General features: G+C 50.7%; 19 protein-coding genes. 13 read left to right on the top strand and 6 right to left on the bottom strand.

Annotated features, from left to right (window positions below; genetic code table 11):
• Positions 1–99 precede the first annotated feature (99 nt).
• The 4 genes from RGU75_RS06335 (at position 100) to RGU75_RS06320 (ending at position 5876) form a co-directional block, all read left to right on the top strand.
• The gene (locus tag RGU75_RS06335) at positions 100–1185 is read left to right on the top strand and encodes a BMP family ABC transporter substrate-binding protein (protein WP_322234033.1); all 1086 of its coding nucleotides are present in this window, start codon (positions 100–102) and stop codon (positions 1183–1185) included.
• A gap of 414 nt (positions 1186–1599) precedes the next feature.
• A complete protein-coding gene (locus RGU75_RS06330) occupies positions 1600–2322 on the top strand; it encodes a GntR family transcriptional regulator (protein ID WP_322234030.1) in 723 nt (240 codons plus the stop codon).
• A gap of 782 nt (positions 2323–3104) precedes the next feature.
• The gene (locus RGU75_RS06325; protein WP_322234028.1) at positions 3105–3563 is read left to right on the top strand and encodes a (2Fe-2S)-binding protein; all 459 of its coding nucleotides are present in this window, start codon (positions 3105–3107) and stop codon (positions 3561–3563) included.
• A gap of 144 nt (positions 3564–3707) precedes the next feature.
• Complete coding sequence (locus tag RGU75_RS06320; RefSeq protein WP_322240295.1) at positions 3708–5876, top strand: xanthine dehydrogenase family protein molybdopterin-binding subunit; 2169 nt, start codon at positions 3708–3710, stop codon at positions 5874–5876.
• Positions 5877–6331: 455 nt separating this feature from the next.
• On the opposite strand, the gene RGU75_RS06315 is transcribed toward RGU75_RS06320, so the two are convergent.
• From RGU75_RS06315 to RGU75_RS06300, 4 genes are all read right to left on the bottom strand, one after another.
• Positions 6332–6553, bottom strand: a complete 222-nt coding sequence (locus RGU75_RS06315; RefSeq protein WP_322234026.1) for a DUF1059 domain-containing protein — start codon at positions 6551–6553, stop codon at positions 6332–6334.
• Positions 6554–6740: 187 nt separating this feature from the next.
• Complete coding sequence (locus RGU75_RS06310; protein ID WP_322234023.1) at positions 6741–7799, bottom strand: class I SAM-dependent methyltransferase; 1059 nt, start codon at positions 7797–7799, stop codon at positions 6741–6743.
• Between the two features lie 603 nt (positions 7800–8402).
• The gene (locus RGU75_RS06305) at positions 8403–9662 is read right to left on the bottom strand and encodes a serine hydrolase (RefSeq protein ID WP_322234020.1); all 1260 of its coding nucleotides are present in this window, start codon (positions 9660–9662) and stop codon (positions 8403–8405) included.
• A 411-nt stretch (positions 9663–10073) separates the two neighbouring features.
• Positions 10074–11039: a LysR family transcriptional regulator gene (locus RGU75_RS06300; protein WP_322234018.1), complete on the bottom strand. Its 966-nt coding sequence runs from the start codon at positions 11037–11039 to the stop codon at positions 10074–10076.
• A gap of 303 nt (positions 11040–11342) precedes the next feature.
• Between RGU75_RS06300 and RGU75_RS06295 the strand changes: the two genes are divergently transcribed.
• Complete coding sequence (locus RGU75_RS06295) at positions 11343–12758, top strand: FAD-linked oxidase C-terminal domain-containing protein (RefSeq protein WP_322234017.1); 1416 nt, start codon at positions 11343–11345, stop codon at positions 12756–12758.
• Positions 12759–12971: 213 nt separating this feature from the next.
• On the top strand, positions 12972–14267 hold the full coding sequence (locus tag RGU75_RS06290) for an MFS transporter (protein WP_322234014.1): 1296 nt from the start codon (positions 12972–12974) through the stop codon (positions 14265–14267).
• A gap of 67 nt (positions 14268–14334) precedes the next feature.
• On the opposite strand, the gene RGU75_RS06285 is transcribed toward RGU75_RS06290, so the two are convergent.
• Positions 14335–14793 (bottom strand): Lrp/AsnC family transcriptional regulator, encoded by a 459-nt coding sequence (locus tag RGU75_RS06285; protein WP_322234012.1) that lies wholly within the window; start codon positions 14791–14793, stop codon positions 14335–14337.
• A 133-nt stretch (positions 14794–14926) separates the two neighbouring features.
• Here RGU75_RS06285 and RGU75_RS06280 point away from each other — a divergent pair, with 133 nt between their 5' ends.
• Together RGU75_RS06280 and RGU75_RS06275 are read left to right on the top strand one after the other, a co-directional pair.
• A complete protein-coding gene (locus tag RGU75_RS06280; RefSeq protein WP_322234010.1) occupies positions 14927–18439 on the top strand; it encodes an indolepyruvate ferredoxin oxidoreductase family protein in 3513 nt (1170 codons plus the stop codon).
• 95 nt (positions 18440–18534) lie between these two features.
• On the top strand, positions 18535–19671 hold the full coding sequence (locus RGU75_RS06275; RefSeq protein WP_322234008.1) for an acyl-CoA dehydrogenase family protein: 1137 nt from the start codon (positions 18535–18537) through the stop codon (positions 19669–19671).
• A gap of 163 nt (positions 19672–19834) precedes the next feature.
• Here the strand turns inward: RGU75_RS06275 and RGU75_RS06270 are convergent, their stop codons facing one another.
• Entirely contained in the window at positions 19835–20383 is a 549-nt protein-coding gene (locus tag RGU75_RS06270) for a DUF2380 domain-containing protein (RefSeq protein WP_322234007.1), read from the bottom strand.
• 330 nt (positions 20384–20713) lie between these two features.
• On the opposite strand from RGU75_RS06270, the gene RGU75_RS06265 reads away from it, so the two are divergent.
• From RGU75_RS06265 to RGU75_RS06245, 5 genes are all read left to right on the top strand, one after another.
• Positions 20714–21706 (top strand): alpha/beta hydrolase, encoded by a 993-nt coding sequence (locus tag RGU75_RS06265; RefSeq protein WP_322234004.1) that lies wholly within the window; start codon positions 20714–20716, stop codon positions 21704–21706.
• 341 nt (positions 21707–22047) lie between these two features.
• A complete protein-coding gene (locus RGU75_RS06260) occupies positions 22048–23175 on the top strand; it encodes an alkene reductase (protein WP_322234001.1) in 1128 nt (375 codons plus the stop codon).
• Positions 23176–23744: 569 nt separating this feature from the next.
• A complete protein-coding gene (locus tag RGU75_RS06255; RefSeq protein WP_322233999.1) occupies positions 23745–25055 on the top strand; it encodes an MFS transporter in 1311 nt (436 codons plus the stop codon).
• Between the two features lie 71 nt (positions 25056–25126).
• Positions 25127–26362 (top strand): aconitase X catalytic domain-containing protein, encoded by a 1236-nt coding sequence (locus RGU75_RS06250; protein ID WP_322233997.1) that lies wholly within the window; start codon positions 25127–25129, stop codon positions 26360–26362.
• A complete protein-coding gene (locus RGU75_RS06245; protein WP_322233995.1) occupies positions 26359–26853 on the top strand; it encodes an aconitase X swivel domain-containing protein in 495 nt (164 codons plus the stop codon). The genes RGU75_RS06250 and RGU75_RS06245 overlap by 4 nt, the downstream gene beginning before the upstream one ends.
• The last annotated feature ends 9 nt before the right edge of the window (positions 26854–26862 follow it).

Raw genomic sequence — 26862 nt, 5'->3', positions numbered from 1 at the left:
TTGGTCCTGCAATAGATTTTTAAGTCTGCCTGTGCAATTTTTTTTCGATTTTCTGCAAGTTACATTGCGGAAAATTGCATCCACGTAAAGGAGTTCAAGATGTTTCGATTACGCTCTACATTAGCGGCCATTGCGGCAGCTACCGGTTTGGTTTTAGGTGTGCTTCCGGTTGCGCACGCTGCTGAGCCGCTGAAAGTGGCTTTTGTGTATCTTGGCCCAGTCGGTGATGGTGGCTGGACATTCCAGCACGATCAGGGGCGTCGCGCTTTAGAAAAAGAATTCGGTAATAAGATCAAGACGACTTTCGTCGAAAACGTGCCAGAAACGGCAGATGCTGAGCGCGTGATTCGCCAATTGGCGGTTGACGGTAATCAGATGATCTTTACGACCTCTTTTGGCTACATGGACCCAACGATGAAGGTAGCAAAATCCTTCCCGAAGGTCCATTTCATGCATGCGACCGGTTACAAAACGGCAGCCAATGTCGGCACGTATCAGACTCGTTTCTATGAAGGCGCTTATCTGTTAGGCATGATCGCCGGAAAAATGACGAAGACCAATACATTGGGTTTCGTTGGTTCGTTCCCGGTCCCGGAAGTAGTGCGCAATATCAACGCTTATACATTGGGTGCAAAGAGCGTCAATCCTAAGATCAAGACCAAGGTTGTCTGGGTAAATACCTGGTATGACCCGGGCAAAGAGCGTCAAGCTGCAGAAACATTGGTAGCCCAAGGTGCGGACATGCTGGCACAAAATACCGACTCGCCAGCTGTTGTGCAGGTTGCCGAAGAGAAGGGTGTGCATGCATTTGGTTGGGATACTGATATGGCTAAATACGGCCCGAAAGCCCACCTGACCGCCAATACCGAAAACTGGGGCGTGTATTACATTCAGGAAGTCAAGCGCGAGCTGGCCGGAACTTGGAAACCAGAGCAAACGTTGTGGGGAATTAAAGAAAATCTGGTCGTTTTGTCGCCATTGAATGCGTCTGTTCCTGCGGATGTATCGAAACTATTCAACGACAAGAAAAAAGATATCGTGGATGGAAAATTGGTACCTTTTGCGGGACCGCTTAAAGATAATACCGGTGCTGTAAAAGTAGCCGCTGGCGCTGTATTGCCGATGGGTGAGTTGATGAGTATCAACTGGCTGGTTGACGGTGTAGAAGGTTCTTTACCTAAGTAAATATTGGCATTGCTCAATTGTATGCTCTTGGCATCTTAATGGGCTAAGAGCATGCTGATTTTTTGATCATGTTAAGCACTTATTTTTCCGCATTACTAGTGTGCCGATGCCTCTCCAAAATGTAGGGTAATATCGTCACTTATTTATTTCCTGTATTTAACTTTTTTAAGGGAAATAAGAACATTGTTGTCGCCAATTTAAGGCGATTGAATCAAAATATATTATTAAGAATGAACATAAACACTTCTTTGTGTCATTGCGATTAGACATAGAGTCGATGGAGTTCAATCACACATTTTTCATTTTTTAATCAAAACAAATTAATTCGATCACGGTCAAACACAGGATTATTGAATTTTTAAATGGTTGTCATCGACAAACGCTTTCGATATGGCTGTTTCCAACGCGATAAATATGAATAAACCAGTCAAACCCTTGCGCCTGGCAAGTGCCGCCGCCGCTAAACCGCAGGCCAATGCCGAAGAGCGTATTTACCACGATGTGTATGACGCCATCATGGAACATCGGTTGCCGCCTCGCACCAAACTGACCGAGCAGGTCTTGTGCCAGATTTACGATACGGCGCGTCATACTGTGCGCAAAGTACTGATCCGTCTGGAGACTGAAGGACTCGTCGAATTGGAGGCTAATCGTGGAGCCTTCATCGCCAGTCCCACCAGCGCAGAAGCAAAAGACATGTTTGAGTTACGCAATATCATTGAACACGCAACACTGGAAAAGGTCGCCCGGAGCGCGACCCCGAAGCAATTGGCGGCGCTGCGAAAGTGCGTTGACGATGAGCGGGGCGCCTATCTGAGCGGTGATCGCCCGCGCTGGATTCGGCTGTCGGCGCAATTTCATCTGGAATTGGCCGAGATCACCGATAACGCTATGCTGGTAGAGGTGCTGCGTAAACTGGTCTCGCGCACGACATTGCTAATCGCTAAGGTCGAAGCGCCGGGGCAAAATGCCTGTTCTTTTGACGAACACGAAAGCGTACTGGTTGCGTTGGAGAATGGCGATGCAGCACTGGCACAAGCGCAAATGGCCCACCATTTGCATAGTTGCGAAGAGCGCGTACAACCGGAACAATCTACCAATTTCGATTTGCGGGCAGCACTGGGAAAGCCTCTGTAAGTGGGTATCAGTAGTTGATTTAAGCGGCAATATCTGTTTGATGGTCGATTTCCCTGCGCTGAATCATCCGAATACTGCAACAGTATTGGTGTTGCGTTATTCAGTTAGTCAGACTTATTGCTGTTTCGTGAAAGTCTCGGATTTTCAAATTCGGATTTATTTTCGGGTAAATCGAAAAGGCCAGATTTACTGATCCAATTTTGATGGCAACAAATCATACAATTGGCAGATTTAAATCAAGTTCGTGAATTTATAGTAATCTCATCTTATTGATGAAAAGAAACTTTATCACTCCATCAAATTTATCGGCAAACCGAATCTGGAGCCGATCCCTTTAATACCTCTTAAGAATGGCTATCAGTCTGGAATTCAGGCAAATGATGGCCTGAGAATGCCTTTGTCCGCAGATTGATAACGGCATTCGCTTAATCAACAAACCAAGTTCTAAAGAAATCTCGGGATTGCGCCCGGGATTCTGCGTGGATAAAAGCTTTATGTCTCACTGAATATAGCGCTGCTTTGAGTTTTTAAAAATGGTAAACCGTAATCGTCGTCGACGCTCAAGCGCGTTGGGGTTGGGTGTATTAACACGTTACGTAATGGCAAAATAGGAGCTTCGCCGCCACTAACTATATTCAATTAAATATATTTAATTCAAGGACTTATGGAAAACCATCCCGGCAAGGCGTGCCGATCGAAGACGGCACCGAGTACCGCTAGGAAAGCGCAACGCCGCTAGGGCGATTTTTCATAAGTCCTTATTTTTCAAGGAAAAAAGAGTCATGATCAGCATAAATATTAACGGCAAGGATACGCAAATCGACGCGCCTGCCGACATGCCCTTGCTATGGGCGTTGCGCGATGTTGTCAACCTCACTGGTACCAAATTCGGTTGCGGGATGTCATTGTGCGGCGCTTGCACTGTTCATCTTGACGGCGCAGCGATCCGTTCTTGCGTGACCCCGATCTCTGCGGTAGCAGGAAAAAAAATCACCACCATCGAAGGCGTTGACATCGGTCACGTCGGTCAGGCGGTACAAGCAGCGTGGCGCAAGCTTGACGTGGTGCAATGTGGTTACTGTCAGTCCGGTCAGATCATGTCTGCGGTTTCATTGCTGAGTAAGAACAAACAACCAACGGATACGGATATTGATCAGGCCATGAGCGGCAATATTTGTCGTTGCGCTACCTACGTCCGCATTCGCGCCGCCATCCACGAAGCCGCTAAAACGCTGGCATAACAGGAGACCAGGATGAAATCTATTGATCGCGCTTTTCAGTCAGCTTCCCTCCAACTGGCATCGCCCGACGCCCAGAGTAACGATGATTTTGCCATCACTAATGTTAGTCGAGGTCTTAGTCGCGGTGTCAGCCGTCGACGCTTCATGCAAGCCTCCGGCGGCCTGGTATTGGGCTTGCATTTAGGTTCTTTGATGGCTGCCACCGGCACACAGGGAACCACCGCTGCGTTCGAACCGAATGCCTTTGTGCAGATCGGCAACGATGGCAGCATCACCATTCTGGCTAAACATCTGGAAATGGGACAAGGTATTTATACCGGTTTGGCAAGTCTGATTGCGGAAGAACTGGACGCAGACTGGAGCAAAGTCCACGTCGAAGGCGCACCAGCTGACGTCAAGCTTTATCAGAATCTGGGATGGGGTATTCAGGGTACTGGCGGCAGTAGTTCGATCGCCAACTCCTACGAGCAAATGCGTAAGGCCGGCGCGACAGCGCGTGCAATGCTGGTGTCAGCAGCGGCGGCCAAATGGAAAGTCGCGCCAGCCAGTATTACCGTCAGCAAGAGCGTGGTGCATCATGCCGCATCTGGTCGCAAAGCCGGTTTTGGAGAATTAGCGGCAGCGGCGGCGACACAGCCGGTCCCAACCGACGTCAAATTGAAAGCGCCGAAGGAGTTCAAGTTAGTCGGCAACGCCAAATTGCCGCGCCTTGATAGCTTTGCCAAGACCAATGGCACCGCAATGTTTACGCAGGATATCAAGTTGCCCGGCATGTTGGTGGCGGTACCATTGCATCCGGTCCGCTTTGGAGCGACGGTTAAAAGCGTCAATGCAACCAAGGCCAAGGCCATTCCCGGTGTGGTCGAGGTGGTCCAGTTTGCAGGCACGGCGCGCAGCTTTGCCGGTGTCGCAGTGCTGGCAACCAATACCTGGGCCGCCCGCCAGGGACGCGATGCGCTCGAAGTAGAGTGGGATGAAACTCACGCTTATAAAAAAGGTTCGCCCGAAATTCTGACGCAGTATCGTGCTGCATTGGAAAAACCGGGTCTCGTTGCGCGCAAAGTTGGCGACGTTGACGCCGCATTGGTCAAGCCAGCGACCCTGATCGAAGCGGACTACGCAGTGCCGTTTCTTGCGCATGCCGCCATGGAACCGCTGAACTGTCTGGTACAGCTTGGTGAAAGCACTTGCGAGATATGGAACGGCGAACAATTTCAGACCATCGATCAGGGTTCAGTTGCCAAGTTTTTGAACATGCCAGCCGACAAGATCAAGATCAATCAGCTATATGCAGGCGGCAGTTTTGGTCGACGCGCCAATCCGCATAGCGACTATGTAGTGGAAGCAGTCTCCATCGCCAAGTCGGCACGCGCGCAAGGCGTCAAAGGACCGGTCAAAATGGTCTGGATGCGAGAAGACGATACGCGTGGTGGTTATTACCGACCGATCAATGTGCACCGTGCACGGCTGGCGCTGGACGCGCAAGGGCGCTTGTCGGCATGGCATGTAAGAATGGCCGGTCAATCAATCATGGAAGGTTCTGCGTTTGCGGGTGTGATCAAAGACGGTATTGATCCGACCTCAGTCGAAGGGCAAGCGGATCTGCCTTATGATGTGCCGAATCTTCAGGTTGAGCTATATACGCCGACGGATGTTGGCGTTCCGATACAATGGTTCCGTTCAGTCGGTCACACGCACAGTGCTTTTTCATCAGAAGGCCTGATGGATGAAGCAGCCGTTGCTGCCGGTAAAGATCCACTGGCGTTTCGACTGGCGATGTTAGCCAAACACCCGCGTCACAGCGGCGTGTTGCAATTGGCGGCGCGTCAGGCCGGATGGTCAAAACCATTAGCTCCGGGCGCAAAAGGTGAGCGTCGCGGTCGTGGATTGGCGGTGCACGAATCCTTCAATACATTCGTCGCTCAAGTCGCCGAAATCACCGTTAAGGCAGATGGAACTTTCAAGGTTGATCGTATTATTTGCGCGGTCGATTGCGGTGTTGCAGTGAATCCCGACGTCATCAAGGCGCAGATAGAAGGTGGTATCGGCTTTGGTCTGGCCGCTGCCTTGCATGGCGCGATCACACTCAAGGACGGGGTGGTTGAGCAATCCAATTTCCACAACTATCAGGTTTTACGCATCAATGAGATGCCTAAAATTGAGGTGTTTATTGTGGGTTCAACTGAAAAGCCAAGCGGTGTCGGTGAACCGGGTGTGCCGCCGGTAGCGCCAGCGGTCGTCAATGCAATCTTCAATGCCATGGGAAAACGTCTGCGGACGTTACCAATCGCGGATCAATTGACAAAGGCTTGATCATCTTGAGGTAATGATTTATCTTGACGGCTGATGTGCAAAAGTAGAATTATCTGGGAATGTGATTGTCAGGTAATAAGGAAGATTGAGTCGGTGGCGATGCTGCCGATTCATGCATTACCAGTCTTTCGTGCCTGTTTGCATATAAGTTTTTTTGATGACGTTCATACAAACTGAATTACATAAACTTTAAAGGCGGTTGCGGTTATATTTGAATTTGTTTTTGACTTACCCCGACATTGTCAGCGCCAATGTCGGGGTAAGTCAAATTCAAAGACAACCGCACCAGCACTAACCTTGATGGTGAATGTGATTTGGTTTGCATTTACCTCATTTACAATCTTTAATAAACACCCTGATAGTCCAGTGTTGTAAAACAACCGCGCAACCCGCTAGTCGCCGCTAGTCGCCGCTAGTCGCCGCTAGTTTATATTGAATCCTTGAATCAGCACCCTTTAACCGGCCACTGCATCTTTTCGAATTTCTAACGGAGGCGTGCCCTCCTTAAATAACTGGCTAATCTGGCCCCGTAACTCAGGCGAATCCTCATGACCATGCACGCTGACGGCATGCTGGACCGCTGCTTCTAACAGTTCTTTATCATTGTCCGCCGAAATCGCTACCGAGCAGTTTGAGTCGCTTGGATATTCGCGGCAATCGATGTATTTACGTGTCATGGTGAACTCCTTTAACGAGGGTCAAATAGCCGCATCGCGCTCGACTACAGCACTTACGGCCCCACCGCAATTGCCTGCCAGAATCCGAGTGCAAAACGGTCCGAGTGGTCACGATTTAACACTGAACTATCTGCTGACAATGTGCGTGATGCTTAGTTGGATGAGGTTTTAGATCACGGATAGCTTCTCAGGGCCTCGCTTCCAATATTAAGTTGAACGGCGTCTCGGTGGCACGACGGAAATGACGGAATCCACCTTTGACGACAACGTCTTTTAAGCGCTTTTCTCCGGCTTGCGCACCGAGACCCATTTGACCGTCCTGCGATAGCGATGCGGGCGTGCAAATCAAAGTCGATGCAGCGTAGAAAATGCGCCCGACCGGATTAAAATTATCTTCTGTTCTATCATTCGCAAACGGTTCCACAATCATCCATGTGCCATCCGGTTTGAGTGATTGACGGACGTGCTCGGCGGCACCGATTGGATCTCCCATGTCGTGCAAACAATCGAAAAAAGTCACCAGTTCGTAGTCGCGCCCAGGAAAATCTTTTGCGGCAGCTACTTCAAATCTGACTCTATCGGTAACCTCGGCTTTTTCTGCAGCGCGACGGGCATACTGAATTGATGGCTCATGGTAATCAAAGCCGACAAAGGTGGATTGGGGATAAGCTTGCGCCATCAATATCGTTGAGGAGCCATGCCCACAACCGACATCTGCAACTGATGCACCGGCTTTTAGTTTTGCATCCACGCCGTCCAGCGCCGGTATCCATGTACTGATCAGATTGGCTGCATAACCGGGACGGAAAAAACGTTCGGTTCCGTGGAAAAGTGCATGACTATGCTGATGCCAGCCTACGCCTTTACCTGTCCGAAAGGCTTCTTCGATTAACGGTAAATCATTAAACATGGATTCGCAAACCTGAAAGAACCCAGGAATGAAGACAGGGCTGGTCTCGTCAGCGAAACAGAGTGCCTGTTCAGCGGGTAGTTCATACGTTTGGCTAGATGATTGGTACTCAACGAACCCGGCTGCGGCCTGTGCTGATAACCATTCGCGCAGATAGCGCTCGGTCATGCCGGTGCGCGTGGCAAGCTCGGAGGAAGTCATGGGACCGCGCCCTGCCATTGCCTGGTACAAACCAAGTTTGTCACCGAGCAATATCAGCGCCGCTGATGCGACGGCGCCGAACTCGCCCACCATGCGCCCCATAAAAGTCTGAAGTCGTTCTTGATCGACTGCCATGATGCGCCTCCTCATTATCAGTCAAAATATAATTTGGTCGCCGCGCAAGTGCAGAGTTGGTGTGGGTAAACTACGCCCAACTGGCGCAGTACTATTAAATTTTAGGAATCAAAGTTGTGTTTGTCAACGCCGAAATCAGGCGTTTATTTATTTTATTTATAGGTAATGGTTCAGCTGACAGCGATCTAAGATAAGTGCCCACGCCATCGAGATTTCTATGCAGATGTGTGCATTGTGGCATTAGCCAGAAAACGGCTGGTATCGGTCAACCGCGTATAAAGAAGTTAGTATCAGAGGCCGTCAATGTAATGTTAATGCGATGGAAAAGCGTCTGCGGGCGCTGCCAATTGTGAATCAATCGACGTCTAAAGCACTGTAGTTGACGCCAGCGGCAACAGAACTGAATCCGATTGCAGATACAACGGAAAGAAAGATAAAACAGGCCGCGTCAGGCAGGTCGCAGAATTTGCACTTTCCACTATTTCTGATTTTTTGCGCTAGTTGAGAGTGCAGAGTGAAGAGAGGCGGGACCAAATCTGCTGCAGCCTTATAAACCAAAGCTGCAGCAATCCAGCGGATTTGGCATTCTACGTCTGGAAAATATTATTCAACCTTTTCGCCAATGGCGCGAAACATCGCCAGCATCTGATCTGTGTATCCTTTTTTATCGAGGTTCAGATCATTACTAACTTTGGCGATCACCAGATTTTTCTTTGGGTCGACATAGATAAATTGGCCCTTTAATCCGACCGCTATAAAGTCCTCTTTCCCATCTTTTGGCACCCACCACATATAGCCGTAACCGATGATGGTATTAGGTGAATCGGCACTTTTGTCCTGCGCGGGGTTGGCACGACCGCCTTCGGCGGTTAAGCATGGCTCGTCAGGAGTGATCGCCTTATCCTCATATTTTCCGCAGCGATAGTCAGTAGGGGTTGTTGATTCTTTCACCCAAGCCGCAGGCACAATTTGTACACCGCCAATTTTTCCTTGATTTGCGTAAATTTTTCCGAAGCGGGCGAAGTCGCGTAGCGTCATGTTGGTACAGCAAAAACCCATCTCAAGACCATGACGGTCAGTTTCTAATGTGGCGATACTTTCCATGCCCGCTGGTGTCCACAATTTTTCTTGCATGTAGTCACTCATCGACATACCCGTCGCACCGCGTAGCACGGTTGCCAATGCCGCAGGATCCATACCGATGTAATGCCAGTATGTGCCAGGCACAAAATTTTCAATATGTCCACGTCCTGCGATGTAGCCATCCAGCGTATTAGGAGGCCATCCAAGATAAGTGATCATCCATTTATAGTCTGCGTCAAAGCCATAGCCTTCGTTAAATTTTATCCCGCTCGACATTTGTAGCAAATGGCGCAACGAGACGTCTTTGTAACTCGAAGAGGCTAATACGGGCGCGTATTGTGCCACGCTATCGTCAATCGATCGAATAGTGCCATCATGCAAGGCAATACCAACCATCGCAGACGTGATCGATTTATTGATCGAGTAGGATGGGAAGAGCGTTTTCTGGGTGCTATTTCCGAAATACTCCTCATGCAATACCTGATCTTGCTTGAGCACGAGCAAACCAAGTGTCGCTGTATCAGTTAGCGTATCGGTGACGGTGAGTGACTTACCTTCAGAAACGTAGGTAATATTTTCCAGTGATAGTTTTTTGTCTGACGTCTTTAACTCAGAAATATGATCAGAAAGATTGGAAATTGTTTTGGTCTTCCACTTAACTGGCAGTTGTTTTTCACTTCTGGGTGCTTGAATTTCAGGGGCTTTAGTCATGGAATAGGCAGTTGTGCCCATCAATAGCGCGACTGAAAATAGGAGTAATTTGATATTAATTTTGTTCACTTAAACTTCTCGAATGGTTGCAAAAAATGTTGATAAAAACGCCTGATACAATTTGGGCGTTACACTTTTTGGGGTTGGTGAGAATACAGCGAAAATTCTTCAAGAAAGACCAATAACTCGAGCGATTTAAGTAATTGGAACGGTAAGCAAAAGGCCGTTACTGTTTTGGCATTCCTATTCCATTCCTTGCCAAATCTCAGCCACGCCGCCATCGGCTATCTCTTCTCAATTTTTGAGGGGATTGGCTTCTCACTGAAGTGCATCGAGAACGTTCATCAATAACGCGTAAAACGACTTATGAAGTAGAAGATAGGATCTTCAGTATATATTTGACAATGCAGGGACTGTGACTGCCAGTATATTGGCAACGCGCTCGACTTCAGTGCTGAACGACTTCGTGCGGGATAGATACTAAAGTGCGCCATCCTTCAGATTGCTCATCCGCAGCGATGGCCACTTCCCACTCGCGCTCAGCTCCCCCACCAGGCGTGCAATTAATTGCGCGACTGCCCGTTTCGCATTAGTCGCAGGAATGTTGTTCGAGGTACAAATTCCCAAGGTGCGCGAGATTTGGGTCGGATCGATACGTTTGGCTTTCAGTCTTCCCTGCGTTACTTCTTGCTGCACTAGTGCCAGCGGCATGATGGTATTGCCCTGACCGGCTTCAACTGCGATTTTCAGAATGTGCACCGAGTTGATTTCGGCAAACAAGGACGGCATTTGCATGTCTAGTCTGACCGCCGTTTCTTCGATGATGCTGCGGATACAGTGGCTGTGTTGCAAGCCCGACAGCATCAATTGCCCGGAAAGCGCTTCTTGCAGTGACACGTCACCTTCTTCGCATGTTGTGGACTTCGGGCCTTTGGCGGGCTTGACCAGATAAAAATCCTCTTGCGCGATCGGTGAGAAAGAAAAGCCCTGCAACTGGATGTTAGACGTAAAGACAGACAGATCAACGCGCCCTTGCCACAGTTGTTCCAGCAGATTGCCGGTTAGTTCCTCATTGATATGCAGGGACACGTTGGGTAAATGCGCCTGCACCGCGTTAATCAGCGGTAACGCTAGCGCTGCCGAGACACTTTGCGGTACACCCATGACGACATTACCGACGATTGCTTCGCTCGAAAAATGGACAGCTTCACGGGCATCTCCTATCTGTTTCAGAATAGCTTGTCCGTATTCGTAGAACACCTTGCCGCTTTCGGTCGGAAACACGCCACTGCGACTGCGATGCAACAATTTGACGTCGAGGTCGATTTCCAGATCCGAGATTTGTTTGCTAAGGGCGGATTGCGCCACGAACAAGCGTCGGGCTGCACGCGAGACGCTGCCACTGTCGACCACGGCGAGGAAATATTTGATTTGCCTGATTTCCAACTAAGTTGTCTCCGCTGCCGACACCGACATAATGTTGATGGCTAATTATTTGTTACATTGCTAACGCTCTGTGTCGCTTATGTCACTCTTGTGTCGCTCTCATGTCACTCTAATGCCATCCTGCTTATGCCATGCCTTAATGGCATTCAGTTCGCAGCCATCTGTAAACGAGAACGCAGGATATGCAATCGATATTACCACTGGCGCTTGTTTCCACAGTAACCTGATTTCCAATTCATACTTACCAGAAGCCTAGCCTTAGAACCGCCAGAGTTCGGCTCTGCAACATAACGGAGATGCACCATGACAGCCATGCCAAAAATTGCGCCTTTGAGCGCTCGAATTCTTCCCGTGCCATTTTGCGAAGCGATGACCGTCTTGCTTGGCGCGCGATTTACACTCTCGCTGCCCGTGCGCGAACACCACGGCAAGGACGAATCGCCGTTCGGGATCATCGCTCCGGACGCCGTAGCCTTTGTCAAGACCACGGAAGAGGCGGCGGCCGTTATGCGGTTGTGCCACGAACACCGTGTTCCGCTGATTCCATTTGGCGCAGGAACGTCGATTGAAGGACATGTTCTGGCACCGCACGGCGGTCTCAGTCTTGACCTTAGCGGTATGAACGCCGTGGTTGCAGTGCATGCCGATGATTTGACGGTGACCGTGCAGGCGGGTGTTTTGCGGAAGCAATTGAACGAAGAAATCAAACATACCGGCCTGTTCTTCCCGATTGATCCGGGCGCTGATGCCTCCATTGGCGGTATGTGCGCCACGCGCGCGTCGGGTACCAATGCGGTGCGATACCAGACCATGCGGGAGAATGTGCTGGCCCTGACCGTGGTGACGCCCGAGGGTAAGATTATCCATACCGGAACAAGGGCCAAAAAATCCTCGGCTGGTTACGATCTGACCCGTGTGTATATCGGCAGTGAAGGCACGCTGGGCATCATCACCGAGATCACGCTGCGCGTTTATCCGCAGCCGGAAGCGATTTCGGCCGCGGTATGCGCTTTTCTTACGATTGCGGATGCGGTGCAGACGGTGATCGAAACGATCCAGATGGGCGTGCCGATTGCGCGGGTCGAGTTCGTCGATGCGTTGTCGATTAAGGCGATTAACCGGCACGACAAACTCGAATTGGCAGAAATGCCGACACTTTTTTTCGAATTCCACGGTAGCGAAAATGGCGTCAAGGAACAGGCCGAGACTGTTCAGCAGATTGCTGCAGAACACGGCGGCCATCAGTTCGAATGGGCAACGCAACCTGAAGATCGCAAGAAGCTATGGAACGCACGGCATAACGCCTACTTTGCTGCGTTACAACTCAAGCCTGGTTGTCAGGCTGTGGTCACTGACGTTTGCGTACCGATTTCGCGTCTGGCTGAATGTGTGATGGCGACGGATGTGGATTTGCAGGCCTCATCGCTCTCTTGCCCGATCGTGGGCCATGTGGGTGACGGCAACTTCCACGTCATTATCCTGATTGATCCGAATAAGCCGGAAGAGCGGATAGAAGCAGAGCGCATCAACGCCAATATCGTTGAGCGCGCTCTTGCCGTGGGTGGCACTTGTACTGGCGAACACGGAATCGGCATGCACAAAATGGATTTTCTAAAAACCGAGCACGGTGACGATGCGTTAGATGTGATGCGTGCGATCAAGCGCGCGCTGGACCCACTGAATTTGATGAATCCCGGCAAAATATTTGAACTGAAGTAATGTTCAGGCGGCAAAGATCAGCGATTGCCAAGGGGCGAACGAGGATTCATTCCTCTTTGGTCAATGCCGATTTCAACGGAAAACTGCGTTAGCAGAATAAGAATAGATTTTTTGGAAGGTAGTTCACGGCAGCTTTTTAACGTTAATTTCGCAGCTTTAAATAACACACTATTAAAACCGGTTCAAACCGGATAAACAAGTCGGAGACAAAAAATGAATGACACCACTGCCGAGGGCGTGCGATTTAACGCGTCGACTGGCATCGACCAAATATACAAAAAAATTAGCTTGCGCCTGATCCCGTTTCTTTTATTCTGCTACATCCTGTCGTATCTGGATCGCGTCAACATCGGTTTCGCCAAACTGCAGATGCTCGGCGAGCTGCATTTTACCGATGCTGTGTATGGACTTGGTGCCGGTGTATTCTTCATCGGCTATTTTTTCTTTGAAGTACCCAGCAATATCATCATGCATAAAGTCGGCCCACGACGTTGGCTGGCGCGTATTTTAGTGACTTGGGGCCTTCTGTCGGCGGCGATGATGTTCGTTCAGGGTGCGACGTCATTTTATGTTTTGCGCTTTTTGCTGGGCGTGGCCGAAGCGGGCTTTTTCCCGGGCATCATTTATTACCTCACCCGCTGGTATCCAGCTGACCGACGCGGACGTGCTACATCGTTATTCCTGTTGGCACTTCCTTTATCCGGTCTGATCGGTGGTCCGCTGTCTGGTTGGATTTTGCGCGATACCCACGGTATCGGGGGACTTTCAGGATGGCAATGGATGTTTTTGATCGAAGGCCTTCCTACCGTGATTGCGGGATTTTTTCTGTTTCGCTATCTGGATGACAACGTTGCAGATGCCAAGTGGCTTACCGAATTAGAAAAACGCGAAATCATCGCCCTCATGCAAAAAGAAGAAGCGACTAAGACCCATTCGGGCACAGGCAAGGCTTTTGGGAGTGCCCGTACCTGGTTGCTAAGCCTGATTTATTTTCTGTTCGTGTTCTCTCTGTACGGTATTAGCTTCTGGTTGCCAACCATCATCAAGGCCGCTGGCGTAAAAGACGCGCTCGACATTGGCCTGCTCAGCGCATTGCCATGGGCGGCTGGTGTAATACCTATGTTATTGATCGCCCGCAGCGCGGATCGCCGTGGTGAGCGGCGCTGGCACATCTTCGTCCCGGCCGTCATCGGAACCATCGGATTTATCATCAGCGTGAAGTTTAGCGCCAACGTACCGATCGCTTTAATGGGCATGTCGATTGCAACAATGGGGATCTTAAGCGTGCTGCCGATTTTCTGGAGTCTGCCGACTGCCTATCTTGGCGGCGCGGGTGCGGCGGCCGGGATTGCGTTGATCAACTCATTCGGTAATCTGTCTGGCTTTGTCGGGCCGGCGCTGATAGGTTGGGTCAAAGGGATTACCGGTACGCTCGACAGCGGCGTTTATATGCTTGCCGGATGCTTGTTTTTGGGCGGTTTGTTGACGCTGTTCACGGCATCAAAATAGTGCAATCCCAACTTCACTATCAGCAAGGCGGCACTATCATCAATACCGCATTGCGTTCAGGCGTTCATTAAAGCGGCGGTGCATTTCTCATCAAAACGGTTTTCAGTGCAAAGCTCGATTTGATATGCGCCACGCCCGGAATACGGGTAAGGGTGTTGGTCAAGAATGCTTGGTAATTGTGCAAATCCTTGACCACCACGCGTAACAGATAATCTGCATCGCCCGTCATCAGGAAGCAACTCATTACTTCCGGCACCAGCGCAATTCTCTCTTCAAAATGGTTCAGCGCTTCAAGCGCCTGTTTGTCCATAGCGACTGACACAAATACCACCAATCCCCCGCCTAGTCTTGTCTCATCCAATCGGGCTATATAGCCCTGAATATAGCCTCTTTCTTCCAGCAAACGCACGCGGCGTAAAGTCGGTGTTAGAGACAAACCAATTGCATCGGCCAACTCGCGCCAGCTAATTCGCCCATCATTTGCCAGAATATTGAGTATTTTGACGTCGAATTTGTCTATTTTCATTTTTATTGAACTATTAAATGTCACTTTGTTAGTCGAAACACTTTAATAACTACAGTTAACGTAGTCCTTTTTGGTCCCAATTGCTAGCAGTTGAGACCTATACTTTTCTGACTATAAAAAGTGTGGAGATTGTATGACACAAGTTGATCTGACGTATTCTGCTGAAGATGTTTATACGCGCACGGATGGCCGTATTTATCTCACCGGAACACAGGCGCTGGTGCGCTTGCCGATGATGCAGAGAATGCTGGATCGTGCGCGGGGTTTGAATACCGCCGGTCTGGTGTCGGGTTATCGCGGTTCTCCACTTGGCACTTACGATCTGCAACTATGGAAAGCCTCCAAGGCGCTTGCGGCGCACGATATTGTGTTCCAGCCTGGGCTTAATGAAGATTTAGCCGCGACCGCTTTGTGGGGCGCGCAAATGCATAAAGCGTATGGCGAGACCAAAGTCGATGGCGTTTTCGGTATTTGGTACGGCAAAGGACCGGGGGTTGACCGTACCGGCGACGTGTTTCGCTCCGCCAATATGCTGGGGACTTCGGCTCTGGGTGGCGTGCTGGCGGTATCGGGTGACGATCATTCGGCGCAATCATCGATGTATCCGCATCAGACTGACGGCATATTTTCTGCGGCGTCGATTCCCGTTTTACAACCATCTAACCTGGCTGAAATTCTTGAATTCGGTCTGGCGGGCATTGCGTTGTCGCGCTTTTCGGGTTTGTGGGTGTGCCTGAAGACGATCGCTGAAGTGGTCGAAACCGCTGGATCACTTAAATTGCCGCCATTGCCACATTACGTGACGCCGGAGGACTTCATTGTGCCAGCGCACGGTTTGAACTGGGATCCAAGCATTGCGTGGCCGGGTGAGCGAGCTGAGCTTGAGCGGCGACTGATCAATGAAAGACTGCCTGCCGCGTTGGCGTGGGCCCGCGCTAACAAACTCGACCGCACTATTGTGACGACGCAAGGCGGCTGGTTAGGTATTGTGACGGTCGGCAAGGCGCATCAGGATGTGATGCAGGCGGTGGAAGATTTAGGCCTAAAAGCCGCGGATTTAACGGCGCTCGGCATTGCGATTTATAAGGTGGCGATGAGTTGGCCGCTGGAAACGGTCGGCATGAAAGCGTTTGTTGACGGGCGCGAAGAAATCTTCGTTGTCGAAGAAAAGCGCGCCATCGTCGAGGCCCAGATTAAGGAAGCGCTATTTCATGAAACCAGTGGAAAGCGTCCTTGTGTCGTCGGTAAGACCGATCAGGTCGGCAAACCGTTGTTGCCGGAAATCTCTGAATTTACGCCATTGATGCTGGCGCGTGCGCTGGTGGCGCGCATCGGCGACAAAGCACCGATACTTCACACCCGGCTAGCCGCACTGGAAGCCCGTTTGTTGCCGCCACAACGCACAGTGATTCCGATTCGTCGCCCGTATTTTTGCTCGGGTTGTCCGCACAATACTTCGACCAAAACGCCTGATGGTTCAATTTCTGGTGGTGGTATCGGTTGCCATGTGATGGCATTATCTGATCCAAAATTAAAAACCACTACCTTCAGCCAGATGGGCGGCGAGGGTGCGCAATGGGTTGGTGCGGCGCCGTTCTCGGCGACATCACATGTGTTTCAGAATCTGGGCGATGGTACATATCAACATTCTGGCTTGCTCGCTATTCGCGCTGCGCTGGCGGCAAAAACCAATATTACCTACAAAATTCTGTACAACGACGCGGTGGCGATGACCGGCGGGCAAACTGCGGAAGGGTCGATGGACCCGCTGCGTATTACGCGTCAGTTGCAGGCTGAAGGCGTGGAGACGATTGCATTTGTCTCGGACGATCCAGAACGATGGGAAGGTAATCCCGAACTGGCAAAAGGCGTGGACATTTATCATCGTGATGCGTTGGATGAAGTACAGCGCAAATTGCGCGAAGTTGCGGGTGTCAGTGCCATTGTGTATGAGCAAACCTGTGCGTCGGAAAAGCGCCGGCGTCGTAAACGCGGTGCTTTTCCTGATCCGGACAAGCGTTTATTCATCAATCCTCGCGTGTGCGAAGGGTGTGGCGATTGCTCGGTGCAATCGAACTGCATCGCGGTGCAACCGCTGGAAACTGATTTCGGCCGCAAGCGCGAAATCAATCAGAGCGCCTGCAACAAAGACTTCTCCTGCGTCAAAGGTTTTTGCCCAAGCTTTGTCGAAATTGACGGTGTGCAATTGCGCAAGCCCGACCCTAAACGTTTGCAAGAACTGGAAGCACAGACAATTCTCTCATTGCCAGCAGTCAACGTACCGTTACTCGACGGTCCTTATAACGTGTATGTGACCGGTATCGGCGGTACTGGCGTACTAACGTTGGGCGCGTTGTTGGGCGCGGCTGCGCATATTGAAGGTAAAGGCGCGAGCGTGCTCGACTTTACCGGTCTGGCACAAAAGAACGGCGCGGTAGTCAGCCAGATACGGATTGCGACAATGGCCGAAGAGATCAGCGCAGTGCGGATTGGTGTGGGCGCAGTCGATCTGCTTATCGGGACCGATTTAGTAGTGGCCGCTGCGGCCGATAACCTGGCGCGTTTTGCTGCCCATCGCACGGCTGCAATCGTCAACCTGGGGCAGGCACAGACGGCCGATGTCGTGTCTCAACGCGATGCCAGTTTGCCGGTGGACGAGATGCTCGAACGCGTGCGTAACCGTACCGTTACGGATCGCTTTTATACATTCAATGCCAGTACTTTGGCACAAACTTTATTTGGTGATACCGTCGCCGCCCATACGCTGATGCTGGGTTATGCGTGGCAGTCTGGTCTGGTCCCTTTGTCGCTGGAAGCGTTGACACGGGCGATTGAACTCAACGGTGCGGCGGTGGGAATGAACAAAAGCGCGTTGGCTTGGGGGCGCATTGCTGCGGCTAGTCCAGAAACGCTGGATAAAATCGATGCGCCAGAGGCTGACCTCAATACCGCTGCTATTCGCCCGAAAGACTTTGAAGGAACGGTCGATTTTTTTGCAAATGAACTTATTGCCTATCAAGGCGGTGATTATGCGCGACGGTATCGCAATCTGGTCATGCAAGCGCGTCAGGCGGAACAGCGTCTGGGTAACGATTCGGAAGCATTTGCCACGGCAGTCGCCGAGCAGGCATTCCGTTTGATGGCGTATAAAGATGAGTACGAAGTAGCGCGTCTTTATGCCGCACCAGATTTCAGGGCGTCGCTGGCAAAGCAATTTTCGACTACGGACAAACTCTCGGTATGGCTATCGCCGCCGTTGATTTCAGGTATTGATCCGGCTACGGGACGACCTAAGAAACGTCGCTTTGGCCCGTGGATATTTTCTGCGTTTGCGGTGTTGGCAAAGTGTCGCGGGTTGCGCGCTACGCGTTTCGATCCTTTCGGTTATACCGAGGAGCGTGCCAGTGAACGTCGTTTGATTGTCGACTACTTCTCGATGATCGAAAAACTCTGCAGTAAAATCAGCAAGATGAATCTAACAGCGGCGGTCGCCTTGGCCCACTTACCGGGTGAAATTCGTGGATACGGACCAGTCAAACACGCGGCAATCGTGAAGTATGTCGAAGATAAAGTTGTACTGTTGGAAATATTCGACAAACCAGTCGATTTATCCGGCTACAAGACGCTATCTTTTAAGGCCGCGTAAGCCTTGATAGAAAAGATCAAACTAGAAGATGTGGTGCTTGGCGTTTAATGTTCTAACGTTAAGGCAATGCATTAATAAATACAATCGGAGATAACATGATTTTGACCGAAGAACAGCAAATGATCCGCGCAGCGATACGCAGCTTCGCTCAAGAACAATTGGCTCCGTTTGCCGAAAAATGGGAAGCGGAATCCCTATTCCCGCGGGAAGCATTGAAAGCGCTAGGCGGCTTAGGCGCGATGGGCGTGACAGTGAGTGAACAGTACGGTGGCGCGGGCATGGATTACGTCACACTAGCCGTGGTACTGGAGGAAATCGCAGCAGGCCACGGCGCGACATCCACCATCGTGTCAGTTCAGAATTCGCTCATCTGCGGGATCACTGAAAAATTCGCCTCGGAAGCGCAAAAATCGCGCTATCTGGAAGGCTTCGCCAGCGGTCGCTTATTGGGATGTTTTTGTCTGACAGAACCGCAAGCGGGTTCCGATGCGTCGGCATTGAAGACCAGCGCACGGCGTGATGGCGACGAATGGGTACTCAATGGCGTCAAGCAATTTATCACCACCGGACGTGAGGCCGATGTCGCTATCGTACTCGCGCTCACCGATCCCGCTAAAGGTAAAAAGGGAATGTCGTGCTTTTTGATACCGACCAATACGCCCGGTTATCGGGTTGCCGGTATTGAGAAAAAACTCGGACAGCACGCATCGGACACCGCGCAAATTAGCTTTGAGAATTGTCGCGTACCACTTGATGCGTTGGTTGGTGAGGAAGGACAGGGTTACAAAATTGCACTGTCGAATCTGGAAGCGGGACGTATTGGTATTGCAGCCCAATCAATCGGCATGGCGCGTGCCGCGTATGAAGCAGCGCTGACTTATGCGAAGGAACGTGAATCGTTCGGTGTGCCTTTACTATCACATCAGGCGGTCGCTTTCCGGCTTGCAGATATGGCGATGACCATTGAAGCATCGCGGCAATTGACGCTGCATGCCGCCGCACTGAAGGATGCCGGATTGCCGTGCCTCAAAGAAGCATCGATGGCTAAACTGTTCGCGTCTGAAGGCGCGGAGAAAGTGTGTAGCGCGGCGCTGCAAACCTTGGGCGGCTATGGTTATACCCGTGACTTTCCGGTCGAACGGATTTATCGCGACGTGCGTGTGACGCAGATTTATGAAGGTACGAGTGATATTCAGCGGATGGTGATTGCCAGGGCAATTGCGATGGATTAGTGGAAGAGTAGCAAATTGGCATAGAGCATGACCGTTGAGGGTCATGCTCTGCCAATCTTTGCGGAGCTGTTACGTTTATCAACCTGTTGGGGTGGAAATATGGCGCCGAATTAATCAAAATTTACATACAAAAATTCGCGTGCCGTCTCGGCATGATGCCGCATTAGAGGTGCGGCTGGCTGGCTTCGGAGCGTATCGTATCGTTTATCTGTTGTGCCAGACGGTCCACGCCTTTTGGCGTAATCTTGTTTTGCTGACCCTTGATTTCGACCGAGTATTGTTCGACCACTTGTTTGGTTTTTGTATTAATCAGTTGGGCTTTCAAATAGACAAACAAGAAACTCGCTTTGTGCAAGCGCCCAACCACGATCCAGTCTGCGCCCACGCTTTGCCCAAGTTCTGCAGCAACGTCGGGATGACCATAAAGATACCCTAACCCTGCATTTGCTTTTTCCTGAGTGGGCGAATCGATAGCGCATATCGTGTAGCCGCCCTTCGCTATCAACGCATTTTTTAATAGTGATTGAAGCGTCGATGTACGCACTACCTCTTCAGGATTGACCGGATTAGCGGTCAAATTGAGTGTCAGGTCATTGAGCTCAAAATCCAGGATAGCGATGGGCGTACCCGCAGCGAAGACGCCGATAGCAGGAACAAGGCTTAGTAAAATCACTAGCAATCCTTGTCGACAGGTCGAAAAAATAAAATGCATTCTATTCAGTCCCTTTTAGTCAGAAAGAATATTCGCTGTGGTGATGCCGCGAATCGTCTTCCTCATGTCGGTATGTTATCAGCAGGTTATCAGTAAGCAATGATTCAACAGTATCTTTTTTGCCGGACAAGACATAAACACAATTGTGATTGTATTTTGTTAATCACCGCGATCATTAATGCGCTGGTAATAGCGAAATAACGGCAAAATAATGGCGTATCGATGACGCCCTTAATTGACTAAAGTTTATAGCGCACTATGCTAAAAACATAGCAAACGATCTCAATCACTAGCGCAGTTTTCATCCCATTCAATTAGAAAGGAAGCTCTATGGAAACGGATAAAGATAAACCTATGAAGAACGTTGCGGCAGGAAACCCGTCAGTTGACCATCAAGTGCAGGCATTCCTGGAAAAGCTGGCGGCCGCGGGCGGTGAGCCGATGGAGAAATTATCACCTGAGGAGGCACGAAAGGTCCTGGCTAACGCGCAATCTGGCGTTAATTTAACGCTACCAGCAGCCGAAGTGATGGAAAAGATGATCAACGTCGATGGCGGCGATATCAAGCTGACGATCGTTCGCCCGGTCGATGTTTCCGAGGCATTGCCTGCTTTCATGTTTTTCCACGGCGGTGGCTGGGTCTTGGGAGATTTTCCCACTCATGAGCGGATGGTGCGAGACCTGGTGGTTCAGTCGGGTGCAGTGGCTGTCTTCGTTAACTACACGCCTTCACCTGAAGCACAGTATGGTATTGCAATTAAGCAAGCTTACGCAGCAACAAAGTGGGTTTCAGAGCATGGTAACGAAATGAAGGTTGATGGTGCCAGGCTAGCGGTGGCGGGAAATAGCGTGGGCGGCAACATGGCAACGGTGGTCGCGTTGATGGCGAAAGATCGGGGCGGGCCGCCACTTCGGGCGCAGATATTGTTTTGGCCAGTAACTGACGCCAATTTCGAGACGGCATCCTATAAACAATTTGCGGAAGGTCATTTCTTAACGCGGAATATGATGATGTGGTTCTGGGATAATTATACGACCGACCTTGCCAAGCGGAGCGAAATTACGGCCTCGCCTTTGCAAGGCAGCACTGCACAATTTAAAGGATTGCCGCCAACACTGATTCACACTGCCGAAAATGATGTACTGCGTGATGAAGGCGAGGCCTATGGCCGCAAGCTTGATGCTGCTGGCGTACCGGTCACCAGCGTACGTTTTAACGGCATGATTCATGACTTCGGTCTGCTCAATGCTATCAGCGAGGTACCAGCCGTGCGGTCATCAATTGAGCACGCCGGTGAAGAACTGAAAAAGCAGTTAAAGTAGGTTTACATGGCTATGGCGTGCGCAAAGCTGCTTTGTGCAAAGTTAAAGTTTTATGACAGATCGTCGAAGACGTAGCGTGTTCAAGATGTCTGATTGTCGCCTTTGTTGGCAAAATCATCATTTGTCCAAGGTGATGCGATTATCATCGCATCACCTGAAAATCTCGATGACCCGGCAAATAAATGCGACATTTTGTTTGATGTCGACAATAGCCTTGCAAAATTGCCATTCTTCGGATGGTGAGGTATTTAAATAACGGGTTTTTTCTCACCAGCGTTAGGTAAATAAATATCTTCCTCGCTCGCTCACCTTCAATCCCATTCTTTTTAATCAGGATCACTATGCAAACAGGTTCAAGCAAGACAGCCAACCCTAGTAACGACCGTTTATTCGAAAGTGTTCAACTCGGTCCTTATCTACTCCCTAATCGTATCGTGATGGCGCCGTTGACACGCAGTCGGGCGACTGATGGTGATGTGCCGAGTGAAATGGCGATTTTGTACTATGCGCAACGCGCGAGTGCGGGGCTGATTATTGCCGAAGCCACTCAAATTTCGCCCCAAGGTAAAGGGTATGTTTTTACACCAGGCATTTATAACGAGACGCAAGTTGGGGCCTGGAAGAAAATTACCGACGCGGTCCATGCTAAAAGCGGCCATATCTTTTTGCAGTTGTGGCATGTTGGCCGGATTTCGCATCCTTCCATTCAGCCGAATGGTGAATTGCCGGTTGCGCCCTCTGCGATTAAACCAGAAGGACAAGCCTATACCAACGATGGCTTCGTGCCATTGGTGACGCCGCGGGCATTGCGGCTGGACGAAATGGCGGGCATCGTTACCCAGTATCAGGATGCGGCTAAGTACGCGTTAGCTGCCGGTTTTGATGGGGTTGAAATTCATGCGGCGAATGGTTATTTACTTGATCAGTTCCTTCGCGACAAAACCAATCAACGCACGGATGAATATGGCGGCAGTATCGAAAACCGTGTTCGCCTTTTGGCAGAAGTCACGGAGGCAGTCACCGCAGTGTGGGGTGGCGATCGGGTGGGTTTAAGGATCTCACCGCTCAGCAAATTCGGTGATATCTGGGATAGTAATCCACAGGCTCTTTTCACCCACGTGATTGAAAAATTGAACGCTTTTAATCTTGCATATCTTCACGTCATTGAAGGCGATACCGGTGGTGAGCGCGAGGTACCCGGCGGCTTCGACCTGCAACTATTACGCTCTTTGTTTAACGGCGCGTATATGGCAAATAACGGATACGACGCCGCATTGGCAGATGATCGGTTGGATGCGGGGCAGGCTGATTTGATCGCATTTGGTCGACCGTTTATCAGCAATCCAGATCTGGTCGAGCGTATGCGACTATCCGCACCGCTCAGCGAAGCCGATCCATCGACGATGTACGGCGGTGATGCGCATGGCTATGTTGACTATCCGACACTCGATGGCAGCGTGGCCGCATAAGAAATCGGGCAATACACCTTGATACTCGGGATTCCGTCATAACAGACGAAACTCCCGACAACAGGTTATGCATTGTTGCGTTTAAACCTTCCTGCAATGCGATTATCCTTGGCGTAGCCGGTTTGTCTTTTGCACTCCAGGATAGGTTCTGCTCATGTTAGTCGAGGTGAGTGAATCGGCTCGCATGAGGATTAACACGCCTATTTCGCTGCTCCGTTCGTGAGGTGCGACTTGCAATCACATGGGAATGCTTCCTCAATCCAGGCTCGCATGAACACCAACGCTAATCTGCATTAGCGACGTAGAACAAGCGGCAAACAGGTTGACCTGACTTCCTTCGCAACATTTATATCTTGATATCTTGAATAAAGACGATTGTATCGAGAGCGGCAAATAGATGTCTCGATGGCAATCTATCGCAAAGCTGTTGACAGGCATTATGCCGGTCTATATTCTAAGATGTATTAAGTCGTATTAATACATTGAAGTGTAGACTTGGCGAGATGGTGAGATAGATTCAAACACCTCGCTTGCCTAAAAAGGAGGGATCGGTGGACAGTAGAACGGTAGTGAAGAATCTTCGCTGGAAGCCGAAAGTGTCAGATTGCGTACTTCTTCTGATCTGTCTGCTCTATCTTGTTCAGTACTCAGACCGCGTCAATATTGCGACTGCAGCAGATGCCATCCGCCGCGATTTGCAACTGTCGAATACGCAACTCGGGTTTGCGTTTTCCGCCTTTGCCTATCCTTACGCCATCGTGCAGTTATTTGGTGGCTGGCTAGGTGATAAGTTCGGGCCGCGTCGGATACTGACAGCCTTTGGTTTAATTGTCGCTTGTGCGTCGTTGCTGACCGGATTTGTTGGCGGCATTGTGTCACTGGTCATGTGCCGGATTTTACTGGGCATCGGTGAAGCGCCGACGCTTGCTACCGCCACCAGTGCGATGGCTCGCTGGTTGCCTGCGGAACGGCGCGGACTTGGTCAAGGCATTACCCATGCGTGCGCGCGTCTTGGGAGTGCATTGACGCCACCAATCGTGGTGTTGCTGATGACCTTCTGGAACTGGCGCGGTACCTTTATCATCGCAGGTGTTATCGGCGTGCTGTGGATCATGGCGTGGTACTGGTATTTCCGCGATGACCCAGCAACGCATCCGGGCATGAATCCTGAAGAGCTTGCGCGGTTGCCTAAGCTTGCAGTACATAAACAAAGTGTCAAAGTGCCGGTCAGGCGTCTATTACGGCGGATGCTGCCGGTTACGCTGGTCGACTTCTGCTACGCCTGGACGCTATGGGTTTTTCTGACCTGGCTGCCGTCCTTCTTCATGCACAACTATCACCTGAATCTGCGTGATTCGGCGTTGTTCACTTCTGGCGTGTTCATTGCGGGGATCGGCGGGGATATGGTGGGCGGCGTGTTGAGCGATCATGTATTCAAACGGACCGGTAACGTACAAATGGCACGGCGTAACGTCATCATTCTGGGTATGGGTGGTGCACTGATTTTTTTGCTGCCGGTACTCTTTCTCACTGATCTTAAGGTTGTATCGATCTGCTTGTGCATGGCGTTCTTCTTGATGGAGTTGGTGATTGCTCCGCTCTGGGCAGTGCCGATGGATATCACCCCCCGTTATGCAGGAACGGCAAGTGGTTTTATGAATATCGGCTTCGGCGTGGCAGGGATTACTTCACCATTACTATTTGGTTTCATCATCGACGAGACGGGGAACTGGCACTTGCCGTTTGTATTATCGATTGGCTTGCTGTTGATCGGTATGGTGGCCGCATTCTGGATGAGACCAGACAAACCGTTTATCGATCACGACGATTCCGCGCCAGGCACCGAGATCACGGCGGGTATTGTGGGTGCAAAAGCATGAGTTGCAGATTACAAATCAGGTTACAAAACAGATTAAAAATAATTTACAAAACAACTTACACAGGATAAAACATGCACCTCAATGACGAAGAGAAGGCGATGCTGGCCGGTGAGATGGGTGAAGTCGTGCAGATCGCTATGCAACATCAGATCATGGTCGGTGATTTTTTTGAGGCACGCGACTTTGTTCCTGTCACGCAAGCGCACGTCATGGCCGATACCGAAAGCCTTGGTCAGGCTGGCGTCATGTGGCTGGAACGCTTGTGCGACGTCAAAGATGGCCTGCATCGCGTCCGCGTGCCGACCATCACCGATCCGCGCGGGACCGATTTTTCCAAAGCGAATGAGCTGGGCCAGCAGTCTTGGATGTTAGAGCTGGAACGTCGCGCAATCGATGCCTTCATCAAGCTCGGTGTCAGCATGACGGATACTTGCATCAACTATCAGACGGTGCAGGCAGCGACACGTGGCGAACACGTCGCGTTCGGCGATACCGGTGTCGTGATCTATTCCAACTCGATCAACGGCGCGCGCTCGAACTTCGAGGGTGGTCCTTCTGCTATTTCGGCAGGTTTGACCGGACGGACGCCGCGCTATGGCTTTCATCTTGATGCGCATCGTCAGGCGACGCTGCGTTTTCAGGTTAACCTGACGCCAAAAACGCTCAACGAGTGGGGCGCACTGGGTGGCGTAATCGGGCGATTGGCGGGTAACTATTGGGAAGTGCCGGTGATTGATGGCCTCACCGTTGCGCCGACTTCGGATGAGTTGAAACACTTTGGCGCAGCGATGGCGAGCTTCGGATCGATCGCGCTGTTTCATATCGTTGGTATCACGCCGGAAGCGTCGCGACTGGAAGATGTTGGAGGCCACAAGCTTCCAGTGCATCATCGTATTACCCGAAGCGATATCGATGCGCTGACGAAAAGCTACGCTGTGGAAAAGACTATTGATGTCGTCGTGTTCTCCGCGCCGCAACTGAGCTTGTACGAACTGCGTTCCCTGGCTGAACTGTGCGAAGGTCGCCGCTTCAAGATACCGCTGCTGGCGATTACCAGTCCGCAGGTTAAGCCAGATGCGGATCGTTTTGGTTTCACCGACCGGATTGAGGCGGCAGGCGGAACCGTGATGTCGGGCATGTGTTTTTATCAGTCGTACGCACGTGAAATCGCAGAGGCCAAGGGCTGGAAACGGCTCGCCAGTAATAGCGCCAAGTTGATTAATATACTGGGCGGTTACGGTTATGTGCCGATGCTCGCATCGATGGAAGACTGCGTGAATGCTGCTGTAACGGGAGAGTTATCATGAGTGAACTAGTCTTGACCGCGCGCTATGCGATGGGAAATAAAGTGACCGCTGAAGCACTGGTGGCGAAGGATGGATTCTCCGCACGCTACGATTTGAATCGCTTGCGCGGGGTGTTTTCCCGACCAACGCACAAGCTTGTCGGCCAATCCTATATTGGCAAAATTTTGGTACTTGATACCGCTAAGGGTGGCGTGGCGAGTGCGTGGATGTTGAATGAAATGCAGTCGCGTGACATGGTGCCACTCGCCATTGTGTTCAACAGCGTCAACCCGATTTTGGTACAAGGTGCAGCGCTTGGCGGCATCTCAATGATGGCGGGGTTCGATGAGGACGTGACGTCGTTGATTCCCCATGGTGCATTGGTAGAAATTGATCCGGCAACCAAAACCTTGCGTGTGTTGCGCGGCCCTGTTATTGCCCCGGCGTCAGCGGATGATCACCTGGCTGCTGACGGTTCGCCACAGAAGGTACGTTTTATTGGTCGCGAGTAACAACTGAGC

The organism is Glaciimonas sp. CA11.2, from assembly GCF_034314045.1.
Taxonomy (GTDB): domain Bacteria; phylum Pseudomonadota; class Gammaproteobacteria; order Burkholderiales; family Burkholderiaceae_D; genus Glaciimonas.
The sequence above is the reverse complement of the archived record's forward strand: the minus strand, read 5'-3'. Positions and strand labels throughout refer to the sequence as shown.